This window comes from Chryseobacterium culicis (assembly GCF_900108365.1).
GTDB classification, from domain to species: Bacteria; Bacteroidota; Bacteroidia; order Flavobacteriales; family Weeksellaceae; genus Chryseobacterium; species Chryseobacterium culicis.
This window is the reverse complement of the sequence record NZ_FNWQ01000001.1, coordinates 914,836-934,471: the sequence shown is the minus strand read 5'-3', so window position 1 is coordinate 934,471 and position 19,636 is coordinate 914,836. Positions and strand designations below refer to the sequence as shown.

The following is a 19,636-nucleotide window of genomic DNA, read 5'->3' as shown; positions in this document are numbered from 1 at the left end:
AATTATGTACCATAAAGCTATCATACTCAGTCTGGGAATATTTGCATTAACGGGATGTGATGCCCAAAAGAAATCTAAAGCATCAGCCAATGCTTCGCAGGTACAAACGCATCCGAAAGTAATTCCGTCTACTCAGGAGAAAGACGGCGTTTTGTACTTTAGCGAAGGTGAAAATAAGTTTTTGAAAGAATATCAGATGAATGTGACTTTCAAAGGGATTTCTGAGGACAGCCGATGTCCGGAAGGAGTTAACTGTATCTGGGCCGGGGCAGCTCTTGCTCAGGTGGAGGTAATGGGTACTGCAACCCGGCCAGCTATTTTAAATCTTGCCAGCATGGATTTTCCGGCAAGAAATTACCGGCAGTCGGCAGAATTTAACGGATATATTATCACTCTGCAGGATGTCTCCCCTTATCCGAAACAACAGGAAGGAGCCAAAGCATTAGAAGGAAAATATAAAATCGGAATCACAATAAAAAAAGCAGATCCTACCAAGAAATAGGCTTCTTTCCTTTGGAAATAAGATATTCATTAATCTTGGAAAAAGGCTTACTTCCGAAAAAGCCTTTATGAACAGAAAAAGGTGACGGGTGCGCCGATTTCAGGACAAAATGCTTAGCCGGATCTATAAGTTCGGCTTTTTTTTGTGCAAAAGCGCCCCACAGTACAAATACTACATTTTCTTTCTTATCTGAAATTTCTTTAATGATAAAGTCGGTAAACTTTTCCCAGCCCAGATCTTTATGAGAATTAGGTGAATGAGCCCGAACCGTTAGGGTTGCATTTAATAGTAAAACGCCCTGCCTTCCCCAGTCATCAAGTTCTTTTGAAGTTCTTACCACGCCAAGATCATCTTTTAGCTCAATAAAAATATTCTTTAGAGAAGGTGGTGCAGTAACCTGCTCAGAAACAGAAAAGCACAGCCCATTTGCCTGGTAATCATTATGATAAGGATCCTGACCAATAATCACCACTTCCACATCATCAAAAGCTGTGAGCTCCAGTGCTCTGAAAATCTGATTTTTGGGAGGGAAAACTTTTGTTGTTGCATATTCATTTTTCACTTTCTCCCAAAGAGTGGTAAAGTATTCAGTTTTTTTTATCGGGGCTAAAATTTCTGTCCAGGTCATACTGCAAAAATAATCATATTAAAATAAGAAAAGAGGATTTTTAACATAGAAAAATCCTCTTTTCTTATTTTCCAGAGATCTTTTTCAGACTAAAAATAATATTACCCGGAAACCCCTCATCTTTTTCACCTTCCAGCAAAACAAAATCATGTTTCAAAAGAATGCCTTTTGAGTTTTCATTGAATATATTGGTAATGGCTACAATTTCATCTAAATGTAATTCATTAAAACCAAAATCTAAAACCGCTTTTAAAGCTTCGGACATTATTCCCTGTCTGTGATATTCCGGTAATAATTCATAACCTACTTCTGCTGTTTTTCTGTCTTCAGAAAAATTCCAGAGACAGATTGTTCCGATAAGATTCGGCTGGTCTTTTAAAGAAATACCCAAATAAACGGTTTGGTTGTTTTTAGTTCTTTCTTTAATGGTTAAAATAAACTGGAGTGCATCGTAATTATTTTTCGGAGAATTCCTTACAACAAACTGATTGATGACTTCATTGCTTCTAATGCGTAAAATATCCTCAACGTGGCTTTCGCTGATGTCTTTCAGTATTAATCTTTCGGTTTCCAGTTTCATAGCTCAAATGTAATAAAAGAACCTCATAAATTTATATAAATGCCAAAAGACGGAATTAATTTAATTGATTAGTTATTAAACGCAAAAATTACTGGATTCTATTAGTTAATTTGAATGAGCAAAGAAAAGCAACTAATTTGCTAATGAAGCAGAATGATAATCAACACGCTTGGAAGAATCAATGTTATTGATTCGTCTTTGCTCGCTTGAAATAAAATCCTGTAAAAATAAAAAACCTTTGCATTATAAAAAATTGATCTTTTTTTGAAATTTAAAAGTTTTCAAGAAAAAAAGCTGCTCAATAATCTTTAAATTCCAAGTTAATTTATTCTGTAAATCTCTCAGATATACGTAATCATCAAAATTCTCACTAAATTTGCACTGTGTATATAGATAAAGAAGATTTAGACGAATTAGAGTTTCCGCAATTGCTCGCGGAAATCTCCCCATTTGCGTATTCTCCGAAAACAAGAGAAAAAATTCTTCAACTTCGTCCGATGGAAATTGACGAGGCGGAACTTTCATTAAAAAAAACGTCAGAATATCTGTCCAGTTTTGAAAGTTCAAATGCGATTCCGTTTGATGAATATGAAGATATTGAAAGTGAGCTGAAATTGATGCTGATTGAGAACTACCGCCTGGAAAATGCTGCTTTCATCAGAATAAAAACCATCACGGAACAGATCGGAAAACTTCAGAAGTTCTTCCCTACCATGCCGGAAACATTTCCTACATTATTAGAAGAGGTTTCTGTACTGGAATTCAGAAAAGAGATCATTGATAAGGTAGATAAGGTTTTTAACCGTTTTGGTGAGGTAAAAAGTGAGGCCTCTCCTGCTTTGAAAGGGATAAGAACTGAAATTCAGCATGCTAAAAAAGCGATTCAGGAAAATTTCAACCGTGCGCTTACCACCTACGGGCAGAGTGATTTTTTGGATGACATAAGGGAAACCATTATTGATGACCAACGGGTTCTGGCGGTAAAGTCAGGATTCAAAAAAAGAGTTGCCGGCAGAACGCTAGGCATCTCCAAAACAGGTTCCATTACTTACATTCAGCCGGACAGCGTTGTAAAGCATTACTTCAAGCTTCGTGAAAATGAAGAGGAGGAGAAAAAAGAAATTGACAAAGTTCTCCGTAAGCTGACTGCAGAGCTCGCAGAATTCCAGCCTCAGCTATGGAGGTATCAGGTTTATATTTTTGATCTTGATCTTACGAGAGCTAAAGCGAAATTTGGTGAATTGATCAACGGAGTTCTTCCCAAGATCAACCATCATAAAACACTGAGATTAAAAGATGCTTATCATCCCCTGTTATGGTTAAGAAATAAGATTGAGAACAAAATTATCCATCCGCAAACGCTGACTTTAACGGATCATAACAGAATCATCTGTATTTCCGGTCCGAATGCCGGTGGAAAATCAATTACTTTAAAAACGGTTGGATTATTACAGCTGATGATTCAGAGTGGTATTCTGGTTCCGGTTCACCCGAAATCTGAAATGTTTTTCTTTGAGAAAATCATGACTGATATTGGCGACAACCAGTCTATTGAAAACCATTTATCCACCTACTCATCGAGGTTAAAGAAAATGTCCGGAATCATCCGTGAGGCTGATGCCAATACGCTTTTACTGATTGACGAATTTGGTACTGGTTCTGATCCTGAACTTGGAGGTGCCCTGGCAGAAAGCTTCATGGAGTTTTTCTATGATAAAAAGAGTTTTGCCATCATCACCACCCACTATACTAACATCAAACTGGTGATAGAACAGCTTCCCAATGCCCAGAATGCGGCCATGCTCTTCAATGAGGAAACACTGGAACCCATGTACAAGCTGGAAGTAGGACAGGCAGGAAGTTCATTTACTTTTGAAGTTGCGGAAAAGAATAAAATTCCAAGATTTATTATCCATTCTGCCAAGAAAAAGGTAGAGCATGATATCGTTAATCTGGATAAAACGATTGTAAAGCTGCAGCAGGAAAAGTTTGAAGTGGAAAAACTGAAGTCTGATCTTGCGGAAAGGAAAGAATCTGTAGAAGATAAACGTGATAACCTTCAGAAACTGAATGACCAGCTTCAGCAGAAATTATTCAATTTCCAGAAACTGTATGAAGAGGAGCACCGTAAACTTCAGTTCGGTAATAAGATTGAGGCATTCATAGACAGCTATACCAAAGGAAAATCCAGGAAGGATGTTGTAAAAGATTTTGTAAAGCTCCTGGAGCAGGAAAAATTCAGGAAACTGGGAAGTGACAAGGATGAATCTAAACGGCTTCAGGTTGTGAAGAGAAAAATCACCCAGCAGCTGAAAAAGGAAGAAGTGATTGAAAAAATTGCTGAAACGAATGAAAGACTGGAAGAACAACGTAAAACCGACCGTTCTTTGTGGATGAAAATCGGACAGCGTGTCCGTATTACCGGAAGCACCAGTGTAGGAACTATTGAAAAAATTTCAAGAAACAAAGTGATTGTCAATTACGGAACTTTTAAGACTACGATTGACGCGGATGAACTTGAAAGAATTTAATGATTCAGAAAGTAAAACTTATGCAGATAGCAGAGAGAAAACCGTTGGTTTTCTCTCTTTTTTATTTTGAATCTGTAATTTCCTACCTAGCACAAACGTTTTTCATATATTTGAAGCGTAAAGATGCTCTATTGCACAGCTAAAGACCTAATAACCCACACTCTTTTAAAATATGACCAGAAACTTTACTATTCTTTGGATCTTTTATAGGAAAATTTTACTTCCCGCCTTACTGTTTTCATTGCTTATCTCTCTGATACTTCCCTTCAAGGCTGAAACGTTTGGTTTAAGTTTTCTTTTAACGGTACCTGTTCTTCACTATTTTATCTATGAAGTAAGATTTAAAAGCGAATATTATTTTTATGCCAACACCGGATTTTCAAGGACTTTTCTTTGGGCAGGAACAATGGCATTAAGTCTCACTGTAAAAATGATAACATTATTCTTATGAGTAAGCTTCATGTTGATAGTGTGACAAAATCTTTTGATGACAGAAAAATCCTTCAGGATATTTATATAGGATGTGAAACCGGTCAGGTTGTAGGATTACTGGGCAGAAACGGGACCGGAAAATCGACACTGCTCAAAATCATATTTGGAACGGAACGGGGTGATAACCAGTTTATAAAATATGACCATACCATCCTGAAAAACATTTCCGACAGAAAAAACAGAATCTCCTACTTACCCCAAAATCTTTTTTTGCCAAAATATATAAAGATTAAAAATCTGATTCCGCTTTTCTGTAACCCCAAAAATACTGAGCTGCTTTTTACCTCAGAATTCATACAGCCATTTCTTCATCAAAAGCCTAAAAATCTCTCTACAGGTGAGCAGAGAATCATAGAAACTCTTATGATTATTTACTCTGAAGCAGATTTTATATTGCTGGATGAGCCATTTCATAGTATTTCCCCAAAAATCACTGAAGAGCTAAAGAAATATGTCCGCCAGGAATCAGCCCGTAAAGGATTCATTATTTCTGACCACAACTTTAAAGATGTTCTGGATATCTCTGATCAGATATTGCTGCTTTCTGAAGGCCATCTCAAACAAATACAAGATTTAAGTGAACTGCAGCGCTATAATTATCTTCCGAAAAGCATTTAATTTATATATTTGAAGGATTAAAAAATTTTCATGATGACTTTCATAAACAAAGCATTCTATTTATCCGCTTTCAGTATTTTATCGATCGCTTTTGTAAAAGGGCAGAATAAAGTTCCTTTCGGAGTGGTAAAAGCGGAAGAAGGATATGCCAATGTGCGTGTTCATAAGGATAATTACAGAAAAATTGTAGATAAAATCCGTATGCGTAAAGGTGATGTGTTCGTTTATGTAAAGCCTGCTCCGGGGGAAACGGAGTGGATCTGGATCAAATATCCTGAAAAGCAGGATGACGACAAACCTTTTGTACGTTATGAAACGCTTGACAAAGAAGGAATGGTGAATAAAGAACGTATTGCTTATATTGATCAGCTTCCTGCCTACACTCCTTCCAAATCTAAAAATGGAAAATCACTTATCTTCACAGATAACTCTGACCCGAAAATTCCTACTGCCCAAAGAAGCAAAGTAGTTATTGATATCTATCCTTCCAATGCGGGATACCGTAAAAAGGAAAAAGATGCCGAAGGAAAACTTCTTACCATTGATAAAGTAAAACCATGGGGAATTGGAAATGATCTCCCGGAAGGAATGACTGAAATCAAATCCATCAGGGTACAACAGCCGGGAAGAGGATCTGTTTTCGTAAGAGAAGCCATTAAGAATATGTTCCAGCCTACCATGGATTTTGAAAACATGGGGGTCACTTCCCTTGACAACGACAATATCTTTCTTTATATGATCAATGGTTCAGGAGAAAACAGATATACCACGCTTTGGACCATTAAGAAAGGAAGAGTAATCAGCCAGATTATTTACCATAATCCGGAATAAATTCATTATTTTTGCCCCTGAAAAGTTTTAACGCTTATTCATCATAGAAATTGGTTCTGCATCACTGCAGATTAAAAGGGAACCGTGTGAGAATCACGGACTGTCGCGCAACTGTAAGTAACTGTAATCTTTATCAAAGATCCACTGTGCGAGGCATGGGAAGGAGATAAAAGATGTTACAAGTCAGGAGACCTGCCTTTTTCTTAAACAAGTAACTTTCGCGATTTGAAGTTGTATTGATCTGATGAATTGTTTCAGGAATTCTCTTGATTCCTGCTATTATTCTGTGGTTCCGATATCTATTTCATTTTCGCTTTAATTAATAATGATATATGACTACAGAAGAAAGAATTGAAGCCTCCGAAACCAGAATCTTTAAAGCGGTTTTCCCTAACACAACGAATCATTATGATACCCTTTTTGGTGGTACGGCTATGCAGCTGATGGATGAAGTAGCTTTTATTACCGCTACCCGTTTTGCCAGAAAAAGAGTGGTAACGGTAAGCAGTGACAAAATAGATTTCAAAAAACCTATTCCTGCCGGAACCATTGTGGAATTGATCGGGAAAGTTTCATACGTAGGAAAAACCAGTATGAAAGTAAATGTTGAAATCTATACCGAACAAATGTATTCTTACGAAAGAGAAAAAGCCATTGTGGGTGATTTTACTTTTGTAGCAATCGATGAATTTAAGAAACCCATCCAAATCCTGTAAATATAAAGACTCGGGCGGCCAAAGGCCGCCCGAGTCTTATTCTATGTCTCTTACAGTGATTTTACCACTTTCTCTGTTTCCAGATTTTGGTTCAGCAACAGTTCAAAGGCCTCTCCCATTTCGTCCGATGCTCTGCTGATGGCATTTTCAAGCATATTGCGGATCTGTTTTTCCGTCACGCCTGCTTCTGTCCAGCTTTTTCCTGAAGTATGGGAATTTAGGATAAACGGCATAATACGGTCAATTCCACATGCGAAAATAGCATCAGGTGTTTTTTCATCTTCAAATTCAAGCCATAAATTAAAGAATTCTGTACGTAAAGGTTCATCCAGAATTCCGAAAATCTTTTGGGCAGATGCCTTTTCTCTTTCGAACTTTCCAACCATTGCTTTTTCATCAAAAATAAAAGTATCTCCGGCTTCTATCTCTACAAGATCATGAATAGAAAGCATTCTTATAACTCTTAATAAATCAATATCAGCGCGGTTTTTAGCATAAGGATAAAGAATTTGAGCCAGAATAATGATCTGCCAGGAATGTTCTGCTGTGTTTTCTCTTCGGGAGTCATCGGCATTATAGTTTCTTCGCTGCACGTTTTTCAAAGCATCCACAGCCAGGATAAAATCTATTTCTTTCTGAATTTTCATCTTACTTTTCTCTGTTATATTGTTCTGATGGATAGACCTTGGTTCTGGTCACCCATTTATTGTTTATTTTTTCTTTTGTAATTACTTTTACTTTGCCTTCTACCGTCATATCTTCTTCTTTTTCCAGTACTTTATCAAGTCCTTTATTCGGTATTACAGCATATTCTGTGGTAAAAAGATCGCAGCAGCCGGATTTTCCAAAGGTAATGAGACGTTTACGTTGAGCATCTACCCCAAAAATATCAAAGGAATTTGAAGCCAGATCTGTAAGCTCGTTACTCTTTACAAATGCCATTCTTGTACTGTTGAATACGTATACATCATAAGAAGCGGAACTGTAATTTCCCATATTTCCATTCCTTACCGCTATATCTTCTGTTCCGTCAAAATTAAAATCATCAATAATTACCGGACTGTTTTCTTTCCTGAGCTGAAACATTTTTCCCTTTACAGGCTTTTCCCCTTCGTTTATATTCAGCACCAGATTACCGGAAACAAAAGTCTGCACCTTTGTATTCTTTTGATCAAACAAATCTACAGTTCCTTTTCCGCTGCACTGTCCATTATCGCAATTTTCTATCTGAATAATGGCATCGTAGCTTTTCGATGCGTTTTTTACTTCAAACTGATATTGTCCGAAACAGGCAGATCCCAGTATAACAAAAGCAGGAATATACTTATATTTATTGAATGTATTCATGGTAACAGTAAATGATTTAAGTGTTTTTCCCAACAAAAATACGAATCCTAATCAATATATGATAAGAAATGGGTATATAACAATAAGTACCAGGGCCATGACATTTTTCCTCAAATTTTAAAAATAATCAGCCATTTTTCATTTAAATTTATAGTAAAGGAAAATTCAATAAAAAATTATACTACTGAATATCAATAAATTATATTATTAATTTTAAAAATTTCACTACTTTGTATTGCATAATACCATTTTATTTACATATCTTTGTAATGTAAAATTAGAATAGGCTCAGCTAGCTAGGAGCATTTTTCTAAGAATATAACTAATTAACAAAACTTATCAAAGATGAATACCGAAAATACCAAAGCGCAAATGCGAAAAGGAATTCTGGAATTCTGTATTCTAAGTCTCATCAATAACAGAGAAATGTATGTTTCTGATCTTATTGACGAACTGAAAAAAGGAAAACTGGATGTAGTGGAAGGGACCCTCTACCCTCTTCTCACAAGACTAAAAAACGGAGAGTTTCTCTCTTACAGATGGGAAGAATCTACAGGAGGACCACCCAGAAAATATTATCAGATTACAGAAAAAGGAAAACTTTTCCTGGATGAACTTCTCAATACATGGAATGAACTGACAGCCTCAGTAAACCAAATCACCCAACAAAATTAAAAAACAAAGCTATGAACAAGACACTCTCAATAGGACTCGCAGGTTTTTCTTTTACCATAGAAGAACACGCATATATAAAGCTCAGCGATTACCTGAATGCTCTGAGAAGCTCTCTGGATGCTTCTGAGGCGGATGAAGTAATGCATGACATAGAAATAAGAATGGTGGAAATCTTCAAAGATTCTTTAGGAAAACGTGAAGTGATTAACGATACCGATGTAGAAAAGGTAATTGCACAGATCGGAAGCCCTGAAAAAATTGAAGAACAGGAAGAAGCTTATTTTTCTGAAAAAACATCTGCAAGAAATTATAATTCAGGAACCAGCTATACCGATAAAAAACAATTGTTCCGTGATCCGGAAAAACAAAAAGTAGCAGGAGTTTGTGCCGGTTTAGCGCAATATGTAGGAATGGATATTACTACCATGAGAGCAATCTGGCTGGGGATTTTCATACTGGGAATTTTTACAGCAGCGATCTCTTCTTCACTGATTGGTCTTCTTTACGTAATCCTTTGGATTGTTCTTCCAAAAGCTGAAACAGCAGCAGATTTCCTGAAAATGCAGGGAAAGCCTATGAACTTCGACAATCTTAAGAATGAGTCTAATAAATTGGTACAGTTTGCCAATGAATCTACTCAGAGGGTCGGAGAAATCTATAACGAAAACAAGCCGTATATCAGCAACGCAAGCAGCGGAGTCTGGAATATATTCAAGTACATTGTAGGAGGATTCTTTGTATTGATGGCTGTAGGAAGCATTATCGGAGTATTTGTATTATTTGCCCTTTTTGCAATGGATACGGATTTCCCAGGAGCTAACGAAATCAGATTTTATATGGATGATCAGGGACTTGATAAAGTACTGGCAGCCATGATGGTCATCGGGAGCTTAATTCCGGCAATCCTTTTCAGCTTATTAAGCATCAAGATCTTTTCTCCAAAAACAAAACTGAGAAATATCGGATGGGTAATCGGAGGCTTATTCCTTCTTCTTATCGGGCTGGGAACGTACTTCGGAATCAGCATGGCTAAGAAAGATATGATCTACAGAGGCAGTAAGGAAGATGTGGAAAATGTTGCCATCAACACTACTTCGGATACGGTGTATGTAGATGTAAAACAGATCAACATCCCTCAGAATTTCAAAGGGTATAACAATGATATTTATTCTGATAAAAGAACAGTTTATGAAGAAGATTATATTTCTGTAGACGTTACAAGAAAACCGGATATTAAAACCCCTTATCTGATCATTAAAAAAGAAGGAAAAGGATATAACTTCCCTATCCAGATGACGGTTCCTGTGGAAATTGTAAACAACAAAGTACTTCTTCCTAACTACATCAAATATCCATACGAGCACAGATTCAGAGATTACAGCCTGAATTATGAACTTGTAGTTCCGCAAAAAACCGTTGTTATTTCCATGAAAAAAGATGGTATCCATATAGATGGTGATTTAGACGGAGACGGTATCAATGATGATGATCAGGACAGAGATGAAGACCACAACGGGGTAAGAATTGAAAAAAATAAAATTACGGTAAACGGTTCAAGTATTGAATACAACTCTGATGATAAAGACAGCATCATTGTAAACGGTAAAAAAGTTCCGAACAACCAGGCAAAGAAAGTAATTGATTCTGCAGTGTCTACTATCAAGAAATCCAATAAAGATATGGACATCAAAATCAAAGACGGAAAAAACGAAATTTCCATACAGACTAAATAATTAACTTCAGAGAGTGGTAGAAGGTGTGGGTGGATGGCAACCGTTTGAAATTCACACCCTTCTTCTCTCAGAAAACTGAAAATAAAGACTTATTTAGTTTCTTATATGAAAAAAAAAGTTTAATTTCGTAGAGCAAAAATTTAATAACCAACCAACCAAAAACACCTTCTTATCATGATACAATTTGCAATGGAATTCGTACTGAAAATCGTAGATTTAATTAGCGGTTTGTTTTAAGAGCGATAATATTTCAATATATTTGTAAAGTATAACCAAAGTTTGGTTATACTTTTTTGTTTTTAATCCAAGAAATCTATGAAAAAGCTTATAGGCAAAGCAATGTTAAAAATATTAGGCTGGAAAGTCGTTCTGCAGGGCGATGTCAACAACCTGAACCGGTGTATCCTTGTGGTAGCACCCCATACCCATAATATGGAATACATTTTAGGAAATTTCGCCTATTGGTCACTGGAAAAGCCTTTAAAAATTATCATTAAAGATGCTCACACGAAAGCCTGGTATGGAGGTGTTGTAAAAGGTCTTGGGGGTATTGGTATCGACAGGAGCCAGAAAAATGATCTGGTAAATTTTGTTGCCAGCCAGTTCGCAAAAGAAGACTTCAGCCTTGTCATTACCCCGGAAGGAACAAGAAGCTGGGTTCCGAAATGGAGAAAAGGTTTCTATCATATGGCACTCGCTGCAAAAGTCCCCATTGTACTGGCAGCAGGTGATTTCAAAAGAAAAATTGTTTATCTTGGTTATACCATCCCATATGAGAGAATAGCTTCGGTTCCTTTTTCAGAAATTATGCAGGAAATTCAGGACTATTATGTAAAAAATGACATTGTTCCTAAAGTCCCTGAAAACTGGAATCCCAATATTATGGGAACTGAACAGAATTAAAGGCTGGAGGCTAGAGGCTAGAGGCTAGAGGCTAGAGGCTAGAGGCAAAATTAATCAATCATCATTTATCAACTATAAAAAATGAAAGGTCAGACAAAAGAAGAAATATTAGCATTCATCAATAACTGGGGAGACGTAACGCTTGCGAAGACTCTTGAAATAAATTTCATAGATATTGATCTCGAAAATGAAACGCTTACCGCCACAATGCCCGTTCTTCCCAGAACGCACCAGCCGTTTGGCATCATGCACGGAGGCGCAAGCTGTGTTCTGGCTGAAACGTTAGGTTCAAGCCTGTCTAATATTTTTATTGATGGTGAAAAGTACTACGGGGTGGGAACCAATATTAACTCTAACCACCTGAGAAGCAAAAAAGACGGCATTGTAACCGCTACAGCACGTTTTATCAGAAAAGGAAAAACCATGCATGTTTCTGAAATTGAAATCCGTGACGAAAAAGGAGTCCTTATCAATCATACTACGATGACAAATAATATCATCAAAAGATAAGTTGCATCAACATAAAATAAAAAGAGCTTAAAGTAAATTTAAGCTCTTTTTATTTTGACATCTTTAAGACTAATAATACCTTTGCAGAAAGGAAAATTACGTCCGGAATCTTCTGTAGTATTTCCGGTGGGTGGTTTTCAAAATCCCTTCATAGATCATGATTTATTTCAAACTTCCCTTCAACGAAAGACTACTGTCTGCTGATGAAAAAAACACTAAGAATGCCGTTAGCTTTTTTTCTTATGATGGCTCAGATCAAATCAGCTTTAACGGAGATATTTTTGAAGTAAATCCTGCCGAATTTGACAATATCTCCATCACCAGCGAAACACTGAATAGTAACACCGCAAAGTATTCCGCTGAAACCAAAGAAGAATATTGTAACACCTTGGAGCAGGTTATTGCAGTGATTAAAGAAAACAATCTTCCGAAGCTTGTTTATTCAAGAAGGAAAATAGTTACAGATTTCAATACCATCAATTATAAAGAGAGTTTTAAAAACTTGTGTGTCTCTTACCCGAATGCTTTCAGATACCTGTTTAATGATGGCAAGAATGCCTGGATGGGAGCGTTTTCCGAAGTTTTAGGAAAGTTTAATAAAACAACCCATGAATTTGAAACCATGGCTCTTGCCGGAACCCTTCCCGTTTCTGAAGAATGGTCTGAAAAGGAAATAGAAGAGCAAAAGCCTGTAAGCACTTATATTCGGGATATTCTTAAAAATTATTCTGGCCGTATTGAACAATCTGAAACATACGATCATATCTCAGGAAATATTAAACATTTACGTACAGATTTTAAAACAACAATTCAACCGGAAGATCTCGACCGAATTATTCAGGATCTGCACCCTACTCCTGCCGTTTGTGGGATTCCAAAAGATTTCTGCAATGAAAATATCCGTCACTATGAAAAATTTCCCCGTGAATTTTATGCCGGTTATATCAAAGTGGAAACCGGCGAAAGTATTCTTTATTTTGTCAATCTCCGTTGCGCAAGACTTTACAAAGATGCTGTGCATGTTTTCGTAGGTGGTGGAATCACCGCTCAAAGCAACCCGGACAAAGAATGGAGAGAAACAGAGCTGAAATCTGAAGCGATATTGAAAAATCTTGTAATATCTTAGTGTTACCGGATGCCCTCTTATAAAAACAAAAACCTCCTTCCAAAGAAAGAGGCTGTATTATATTGAAAAATTCAATTTATTTTTTTAATCCGATTCTGCTCCAGGTATCCATTACAAAAAGCAGGATAAGACCTATTCCGGCAGCTCCGGCTGAAAATGCAAACCTAACGTTATCTTCATCTCCCAGGATATCTGTTGCCTGCCAGTTAATAGCATAAAGATTGATGGCGATGAATACAATAAACAGTACTAAAAATACTTTATAAAACTTCTTCATGACTCTTAAAAATTAATATAATTCTGCACCAGCTGGGCAAAATTTGCAGTGAATAATTTAATTGAAATTGCCAAAAGGATGATTCCGAAAACTTTCTGAAGGATCATTAAGGTAGCATCCCCGATTTTCTTCTCCAGCCATTTCGCTGATTTCAGCACCAAATATACGAAAATTGTATTAAGAACGATTCCGAAGATAATATTAATATCATGAAATTCAGCTCTCAGAGACAGCGCTGTGGTGAGTGTTCCGGCACCTGCAACAAGCGGAAATGCGATGGGTACGATGGATGCGGCCTTTGCTTCGGTTGTCTTATTGATTTCAATTCCTAAAATCATTTCCAACGCTATGACAAAAATCACAAAAGCTCCGGCAATAGCGAAAGAATTTACATCCACCCCAATAAGCTTAAGAATTTTATTTCCTACGAATAGAAAAACAATCATAATAAGACCAGCAGTAATGGCCGCTTTTCCGGCCTCAATTTTTCCAAACTTCTGCTGAAGGCTTACAATAATAGGAACTGAGCCGATGATGTCAATAACGGCAAAAAGAACCATGAAGCTGGTAACGATCTCTTTAATAGAGAAACCCTCAAAAATTTCCATCTCTTTGTAATTAAAAATTTCGCAAAAATATGAAAATAAACTGATTATTTGCTAATTTGTGAATATAAATTAACAATTGTTTTCAAAAGTTCCTCAAGAGCATCAGTAGATTTTACAGGGTTGTATTTTTCCATCTGAACTTTCTGCTGCAATTTGCTGTAGTCTTCTGCAACTGAAGATCCTTTGTGCTTTTCAAGAAAAGTCTTAAACTCCACAGCAGAGCCTTGAAAATACTGGCTTCTCACTTCCTGATCAAGTTCTTCAAGGGTCATAAAGAACTTTTCATACTCTCCGTTGTCTTTAAGGTTTTCCAGATACCCGAAATAATCATTGATATCCGTTTTCATCAATGCTCTGATTTCTTTTTCGGTTTCAGCTACGGAACCTAACGGTTTGGACGGTACAGTTTCCCTAACTAATGTACGTTTTTTTTGCCAATTTTTAAATAGCAGATAAGCAATAAATAAACTTAGCAAAATAGCAATATTAGTCAAAAGGATATTCCAGTGGAATTTACTTTTTTCTTTTACTTTGAATGATGTTGTTTTTAAAACCGGAGTATTTACCGTCTCCAGAAGATTATTGGTATACTCATTTACCTTTTCTACGGTAGAACGTGCTTCCATGATCTGATCATGAGAAAATGCATTCACAGCCAGTGTTTTTTGTCCAAGATCTACATATTCTTTGCTGGCTGGATCAAAGAAAGCAAACTGTTCAGTTTTAATGGCGATAGCTCCTGATTTGTTTGGAATAATAACGTAATTAGCCAAAATTTCCCCTTTCATACCGGCGGTTCCCGGAGAAACTTTGGTTGTGATTTTCGGGGCAAAAACTTCATAATCCGGAGAAGCTGCTATTTTAGGAAGATCCATATCCGGCAGGTTGCCTTCTCCTGAAACTTTCACCACAACATTCAGAGGTTTTTTGGCTTCCGGTTTTTCTTTAGAAGCATTGTATACATTTACATTAAAGTTCCCAACAGCATTTTTAAAACATTCCGGAGCACCTTCCGGCAGTTTTCTCACGTTGATTTTTACTTTATTGGAGACAATCTTGGTTTTATTGGAATAAGTGCTTACAGAAGCGGATACCCCGGGAACTTCCACATAACCTGCTTCATTCGGGAATACCATAAACATCGCTAAAACCTGTGAAGGCATATTGCCGTATCCTGACGGATCTATCTCAGATTTATCGAAATTGATAGGATGCACATTAATGTTGTCCTGCTCAGGAAGACGGATATTCTTTACTTTTCTCAGGTTGTCCATATTTCTGGAATATACTCTGAGAACAGCAACGGTAGGCTGATCCTGATACACATCCCTGTCATCAATTTCCATATTCAGGTAGACATCATTGGAGGTATTGGCCGCTAATGATCTTCTGTCTACAATATCACGGATATTGACGTCAAAAGGTTCGGTTTTGTAAATTTTATTATTAACAGTAACCAGCACTGAACCAATTTTTATTTTTCCTTTTTTCTTAGGTTCAAGGGCAATTCTGGAAACTTTTTGGGTAATTAAAGTATTGGTGGCAGGATCAATTACGGTATTGGTAACAGATCCGCTTCCTATAATATTAAACTTCGAAAGATCCGGAAGCTGCAGACCTGTCTGCTGTACAAGGTCGGTTCCGTTAAGTTCAAGAACAATGGTAAGGTTTACAATATCTTTTCCCCCATACTCGGATTTATCAGCATCCAGCGTAAGATTTACCTGTCCGTAAGTAATCACGGATGCGAGGGTAAGCAATATGTAAATCAATTTGTGCTGCATCACCAATCTTTCTCGTTGCTCTCGGGCATCGAATAAGAATTCTTGTTTAAGATTCTTCTGGCGGTTTCTTTTTCTTTTTCGTTTATTTTATCTAAGATCGCATTTTCAAGATTCTTTGGCATTCTGCCTTCATTATTCTCATTCTGCTTGGGATTGTCGCCCTGGTCACCTTTACCTTGGTTTTGAGGCCCGCTTCCCTGATCCTGTTTTTCTTTGTCGCCTTTCTGATCGTCTCCTTTGTTCTGATCATCTCCGCCGCCGCCTTTACCTGAGTTATTCTGCTGGTTTTTTTGTTGTTCTTTTTCTTTCTCTTTCAGCTTGGCAATCTCATAATTTTTTCGGGTTACCTCACTGTACGGATCCTGCTTCAAAGCTTTTTTGTAATAATCAGCAGCTTTTTCCGGCTGATTCATCTGCATATAGGCATTCCCCAAATTATGAAGAGCGGCTGTTTTATCAGGAAGGGTTTGTGAAAGTTTTTCTGCTTTTTCAAACTCTGCCTTCGCCTCTTCGTATTTCTTACTTTTATACAGTGCATTCCCCATGTTGTAATGAGCGGTAAAATCTTTATCATTAGATTTTATCGCTTCCATAAATTTAGAGGACGCTCCTTCATAGTCTTTACCGTCAAATTTCTGATTACCTTCGTGAACTAAATTTCTGTAGTTTTCCTGCCCAAACAAAATGCCTGAGAATGAGATGGCAACAATAAACGATAAAAATATGATTTTAGTATTCATTACTTGCAAAATTATTCCTTTATATGTTAAGAAACAGAGTTTTATTTGTTAAAATTCGGTTAAAGTACTTGTAGAATTTCTTCTATAAATCAGGGAAATTTACACATTAAAATCTTTTTTAGGATTAAAAATATAAATTAAAAAGAAAAACAGAAGAGATACTGCAAGAAAATATTGGTAGTAATGGATGGCATTCTGAGACTTCACCATGGTTTCAGCTCCTGAGGATTTTTTATTGACGGCATCTACAATCCTGTCCGGAGCTTCGTTAATGTTATTTCCGTCAATATAAGCTCCGTCTGTAGATTCAGCCATTTTCTTCAAAGCTTCCGTCTGTCTTTTAGAAATTACCGTACCTCCGTTTACATCTGTCTTATATCCCATAAGCTGCCCGAATACATATTCCGGAACCGGAGCTCCTTCATCTGTTCCCACTCCTACCGAAGTAATGCTTATTCCTTCTTTATTCGCCAATCTGATGGCGGCATTATCATTTCCTTCATTATCTTCCCCATCACTCAGCAAAATCACTTTTCTGGATCCTTTGCTTACATTTTTAAATTTCTCAGCTGCAGCCTGCATGCCTTTCAGAAAATCTGTACCCTGAATCTGCATAGAGTTTGTTTCAATACCGCTGATATACGTTTCTGCAGAATTATAATCTGTTGTAAGAGGCATAATCGACATTGCGCTTCCGGCAAAGATGACAATACCTACTTTGTCATTATTCATCTTCTTCATGGTCGCAAGCATCAGGTTTTTGGCTTCCGAAAGACGGCTTGGATCTATATCCTCAGCATTCATAGAATTGGAGACATCCAGCATGAATATCACATTATTCAGTTTCTGGGTACTTTTTACCTCTTCTGAGCCATTCAGGAGATCAATGATAGAGAATATCAGAAACAGCGTACCTAATAAATATAAGGCAGGGAAAAACTTTGTAAACCCCGAACTTTTTTCAAATAAATTATTATGAAACTGGCTGGCAGCAAAAATTTCTCTTTTCCTTTTTCTCCATTTTAAAAAACGAATCAAAAAGATAGCTAACAGCGGCAGAAGCAACAGTAAAAATAAATACCAATAATTTCCTAAAGACCAACTCATCAGCTTAAAATTTTATAAAACACCCATCTCAATAATGCATCCAGCACCAGCATCGCTAGTGCAATCCAAAGGAATATTTTAAAATATTCTTCATAATTGTAAAGCTTGGAAACCTTTACATCAGATTTTTCCAATTGATTGATCTCATCATACACTTCTTCCAGACTGCTGTTGGAGGTCGCCCTGAAGTACTTTCCGCCGGTAGTCTGTGCTATTTCTCTCAAGGTATTTTCATCTATGGTTACCTCTGTTTCAGTGAAAATAAGGTCTCCAAAGATGTCCTGAGAAGTCGGCATCAGCGCATAGCCGTTGGTACCGATTCCGATGGAATATACCTTTATATTATTATTTTTTGCCAGTTCGGCAGCAAGCTGTGGAGGAATAGCATTCTGGATATTGCTTACCCCATCCGTCATCAGGATGACTACTTTACTTTTGGCTTTGCTTTTAATCAAATGATTCACCGCTACGGAAAGACCTTCTCCTATGGCTGTTCCAGGTTCAAGGCCTGCAGAATTCAGGTTTTTAATTTCATCAATTACCACCTGATGATCTGAAGTCACCGGAACTTTGGTAAAGGCTTCTGCAGCGTATGCTACCACTCCTATCCTGTCATTCGGACGTTTCTGAACAAATTTTACGGCAATATCTTTAAGAGCTGTAATTCTGTCTGGAGTGAGATCCTTCGCAAGCATACTTAAAGAAACATCAATAGATAACATGATATCTACTCCCTTAGTATCATCCCTGTCTTGTGAAACCGTGAATGTTCGCGGTCTTGCCATGGCAATAATCAAAGCTGAAAGAATGATATACTTTGAAATCTTCAATAAAAAAAGTACACCCTGGATTCCTCCGCTGTGATCCATATTTTTTATCGTGGGTACCTTTATCCCTTTTCTTCTGCGTCTCCCGGCGTCTTTAATCAATAACGGAATAAACAGCAGGAAAAGCAGTAAAAACCACGGACTGTAAAACTCAAAATTAAACATCCTTTCTCAAGTTTTCGAATTCTAAATCTTTGGATGATCTTTTCACAAAGTCTCTGATATTGGCAAAATCTCTTTCCATTGTTTCCTGATCGGGGAATGTTTTGGCAAATTTCACCAGGTCTCCTCTGAGGAACACATCTTCTATTATTTTTTCGTTATCCTGTGAGATGGTGTTATTCTTTTTTATGACATCTATAAGATCGTCGGTAAGAAGTACATCTGCCGGAAGACGGTATTGCCTTGTGATGAAGGTTCTTGAAATATCAATCAGTTCTACATAGAACGAACGGAAGTTTCCACCTTCAATATATTTTTTCTTTTTAAGAGAATCCAGTTCTTTCAAAGTCTGATTCGTAGCCACTACAGGCATATTCTTTGATTTTCTGCCCCATTTTATAAACATGATAATGGCGATGATGATTGCAATACCCGCCAGGGCAGCAAGAATATAAAACTTATAAAGCTCCCAATAATCTTTTGCTTCAAGTTTTACCTGCTTATTACGCATAATATCATTGATCTGATCAGCTTTCTGAGCGGTATTAATGACATCTATTTCGTACGGAATAGTTTTCAGTATTTTATCTCCCACCTTAAACTCAAGCTCCGGAATAGTAAACTTTCCTTCATCAAAAACGGCAAACTCAATCTTTCTCTCGTAAGTATTGGCAGTTTGCCCGATACTGTCTTTGGTTTCTTCAAAATGAAAAGGAAGAAGCTCATTTTTGGGCGCTGAAGTTACCTGCTGTTCATTGAGATTATCAATCTTTATCGTCATATGATTGATTTCTCCCAAAGCAATGGTTTTCTTTTCTACATTAGAGGATAATATCTGTGAAAAAGCATTCGCACAGATCAGAAAAGATAATATTAAAAGTATTTTTCTCAATGTTAAATAATATTGGCAGACGCCTTATGTTTTTTAGTTACGAGCTG

At 37.0% G+C, this 19,636-nt stretch carries 21 protein-coding genes and 1 riboswitch; of the genes, 10 read left to right on the top strand and 11 right to left on the bottom strand.

What is annotated here, in order from left to right; genetic code table 11:
- The first annotated feature begins 4 nt into the window (after window positions 1-4).
- Complete coding sequence (locus BLW74_RS04190) at window positions 5-502, top strand: hypothetical protein (protein WP_089690176.1); 498 nt, start codon at window positions 5-7, stop codon at window positions 500-502.
- Here the strand turns inward: BLW74_RS04190 and BLW74_RS04185 are convergent.
- Together BLW74_RS04185 and BLW74_RS04180 are read right to left on the bottom strand one after the other, a co-directional pair.
- Window positions 489-1,130, bottom strand: coding sequence for a uracil-DNA glycosylase (locus BLW74_RS04185; protein WP_089690175.1), 642 nt, complete (start codon window positions 1,128-1,130; stop codon window positions 489-491). The two genes, BLW74_RS04190 and BLW74_RS04185, sit on opposite strands and share 14 nt — an antisense overlap.
- Before the next feature lie 64 nt (window positions 1,131-1,194).
- Window positions 1,195-1,710: a GNAT family N-acetyltransferase gene (locus BLW74_RS04180; protein WP_089690174.1), complete on the bottom strand. Its 516-nt coding sequence runs from the start codon at window positions 1,708-1,710 to the stop codon at window positions 1,195-1,197.
- Between the two features lie 383 nt (window positions 1,711-2,093).
- On the opposite strand from BLW74_RS04180, the gene BLW74_RS04175 reads away from it, so the two are divergent.
- From BLW74_RS04175 to BLW74_RS04155, 4 genes are all read left to right on the top strand, one after another.
- Entirely contained in the window at window positions 2,094-4,241 is a 2,148-nt protein-coding gene (locus tag BLW74_RS04175) for an endonuclease MutS2 (protein WP_089690173.1), read from the top strand.
- Between the two features lie 447 nt (window positions 4,242-4,688).
- Entirely contained in the window at window positions 4,689-5,351 is a 663-nt protein-coding gene (locus BLW74_RS04165) for an ATP-binding cassette domain-containing protein (RefSeq protein ID WP_089690171.1), read from the top strand.
- A gap of 30 nt (window positions 5,352-5,381) precedes the next feature.
- Window positions 5,382-6,182, top strand: a complete 801-nt coding sequence (locus BLW74_RS04160; RefSeq protein WP_089690170.1) for a hypothetical protein — start codon at window positions 5,382-5,384, stop codon at window positions 6,180-6,182.
- Between the two features lie 34 nt (window positions 6,183-6,216).
- Window positions 6,217-6,396: riboswitch (cobalamin riboswitch) on the top strand.
- Window positions 6,397-6,514: 118 nt separating this feature from the next.
- Window positions 6,515-6,898, top strand: a complete 384-nt coding sequence (locus BLW74_RS04155; RefSeq protein ID WP_002977578.1) for an acyl-CoA thioesterase — start codon at window positions 6,515-6,517, stop codon at window positions 6,896-6,898.
- A 50-nt stretch (window positions 6,899-6,948) separates the two neighbouring features.
- Here BLW74_RS04155 and BLW74_RS04150 read toward each other — a convergent pair whose 3' ends face one another.
- Together BLW74_RS04150 and BLW74_RS04145 are read right to left on the bottom strand one after the other, a co-directional pair.
- Window positions 6,949-7,545, bottom strand: coding sequence for an HD domain-containing protein (locus BLW74_RS04150; protein WP_089690169.1), 597 nt, complete (start codon window positions 7,543-7,545; stop codon window positions 6,949-6,951).
- 1 nt (window position 7,546) lies between these two features.
- Window positions 7,547-8,245 carry an XAC2610-related protein gene (locus BLW74_RS04145; protein ID WP_089690168.1) on the bottom strand — a complete coding sequence of 233 codons (699 nt, stop codon included), beginning with the start codon at window positions 8,243-8,245 and terminating at the stop codon, window positions 7,547-7,549.
- 345 nt (window positions 8,246-8,590) lie between these two features.
- Between BLW74_RS04145 and BLW74_RS04140 the strand changes: the two genes are divergently transcribed.
- From BLW74_RS04140 to BLW74_RS04120, 5 genes are all read left to right on the top strand, one after another.
- Window positions 8,591-8,920 carry a PadR family transcriptional regulator gene (locus BLW74_RS04140; RefSeq protein WP_002977573.1) on the top strand — a complete coding sequence of 110 codons (330 nt, stop codon included), beginning with the start codon at window positions 8,591-8,593 and terminating at the stop codon, window positions 8,918-8,920.
- Window positions 8,921-8,931: 11 nt separating this feature from the next.
- Window positions 8,932-10,653, top strand: coding sequence for a PspC domain-containing protein (locus BLW74_RS04135; protein WP_089690167.1), 1,722 nt, complete (start codon window positions 8,932-8,934; stop codon window positions 10,651-10,653).
- Window positions 10,654-10,968: 315 nt separating this feature from the next.
- Window positions 10,969-11,556 carry a 1-acyl-sn-glycerol-3-phosphate acyltransferase gene (locus tag BLW74_RS04130; RefSeq protein WP_089690166.1) on the top strand — a complete coding sequence of 196 codons (588 nt, stop codon included), beginning with the start codon at window positions 10,969-10,971 and terminating at the stop codon, window positions 11,554-11,556.
- Window positions 11,557-11,637: 81 nt separating this feature from the next.
- Window positions 11,638-12,066, top strand: a complete 429-nt coding sequence (locus BLW74_RS04125; RefSeq protein WP_089690165.1) for a PaaI family thioesterase — start codon at window positions 11,638-11,640, stop codon at window positions 12,064-12,066.
- Window positions 12,067-12,223: 157 nt separating this feature from the next.
- Entirely contained in the window at window positions 12,224-13,192 is a 969-nt protein-coding gene (locus tag BLW74_RS04120; protein WP_089690164.1) for a chorismate-binding protein, read from the top strand.
- 76 nt (window positions 13,193-13,268) lie between these two features.
- Here the strand turns inward: BLW74_RS04120 and BLW74_RS04115 are convergent, their stop codons facing one another.
- The 7 genes from BLW74_RS04115 to BLW74_RS04085 all read right to left on the bottom strand — a co-directional run bounded on the left by BLW74_RS04115 (window position 13,269) and on the right by BLW74_RS04085 (window position 19,589).
- Entirely contained in the window at window positions 13,269-13,469 is a 201-nt protein-coding gene (locus BLW74_RS04115; protein ID WP_089690163.1) for a hypothetical protein, read from the bottom strand.
- Between the two features lie 5 nt (window positions 13,470-13,474).
- Window positions 13,475-14,077: a MarC family protein gene (locus tag BLW74_RS04110; RefSeq protein WP_089690162.1), complete on the bottom strand. Its 603-nt coding sequence runs from the start codon at window positions 14,075-14,077 to the stop codon at window positions 13,475-13,477.
- Window positions 14,078-14,121: 44 nt separating this feature from the next.
- Window positions 14,122-15,861: a BatD family protein gene (locus tag BLW74_RS04105; RefSeq protein WP_089690161.1), complete on the bottom strand. Its 1,740-nt coding sequence runs from the start codon at window positions 15,859-15,861 to the stop codon at window positions 14,122-14,124.
- Window positions 15,861-16,601: a tetratricopeptide repeat protein gene (locus BLW74_RS04100; RefSeq protein WP_089690160.1), complete on the bottom strand. Its 741-nt coding sequence runs from the start codon at window positions 16,599-16,601 to the stop codon at window positions 15,861-15,863. Before BLW74_RS04100 ends, BLW74_RS04105 begins: the two co-directional genes overlap by 1 nt.
- A 99-nt stretch (window positions 16,602-16,700) precedes the next feature.
- Window positions 16,701-17,708, bottom strand: a complete 1,008-nt coding sequence (locus BLW74_RS04095; RefSeq protein WP_089690159.1) for a vWA domain-containing protein — start codon at window positions 17,706-17,708, stop codon at window positions 16,701-16,703.
- Window positions 17,708-18,700, bottom strand: coding sequence for a VWA domain-containing protein (locus tag BLW74_RS04090; RefSeq protein WP_089690158.1), 993 nt, complete (start codon window positions 18,698-18,700; stop codon window positions 17,708-17,710). The genes BLW74_RS04095 and BLW74_RS04090 overlap by 1 nt, the downstream gene beginning before the upstream one ends.
- Window positions 18,693-19,589, bottom strand: a complete 897-nt coding sequence (locus tag BLW74_RS04085) for a BatD family protein (RefSeq protein ID WP_089690157.1) — start codon at window positions 19,587-19,589, stop codon at window positions 18,693-18,695. Before BLW74_RS04085 ends, BLW74_RS04090 begins: the two co-directional genes overlap by 8 nt.
- Window positions 19,590-19,636 lie beyond the last annotated feature (47 nt).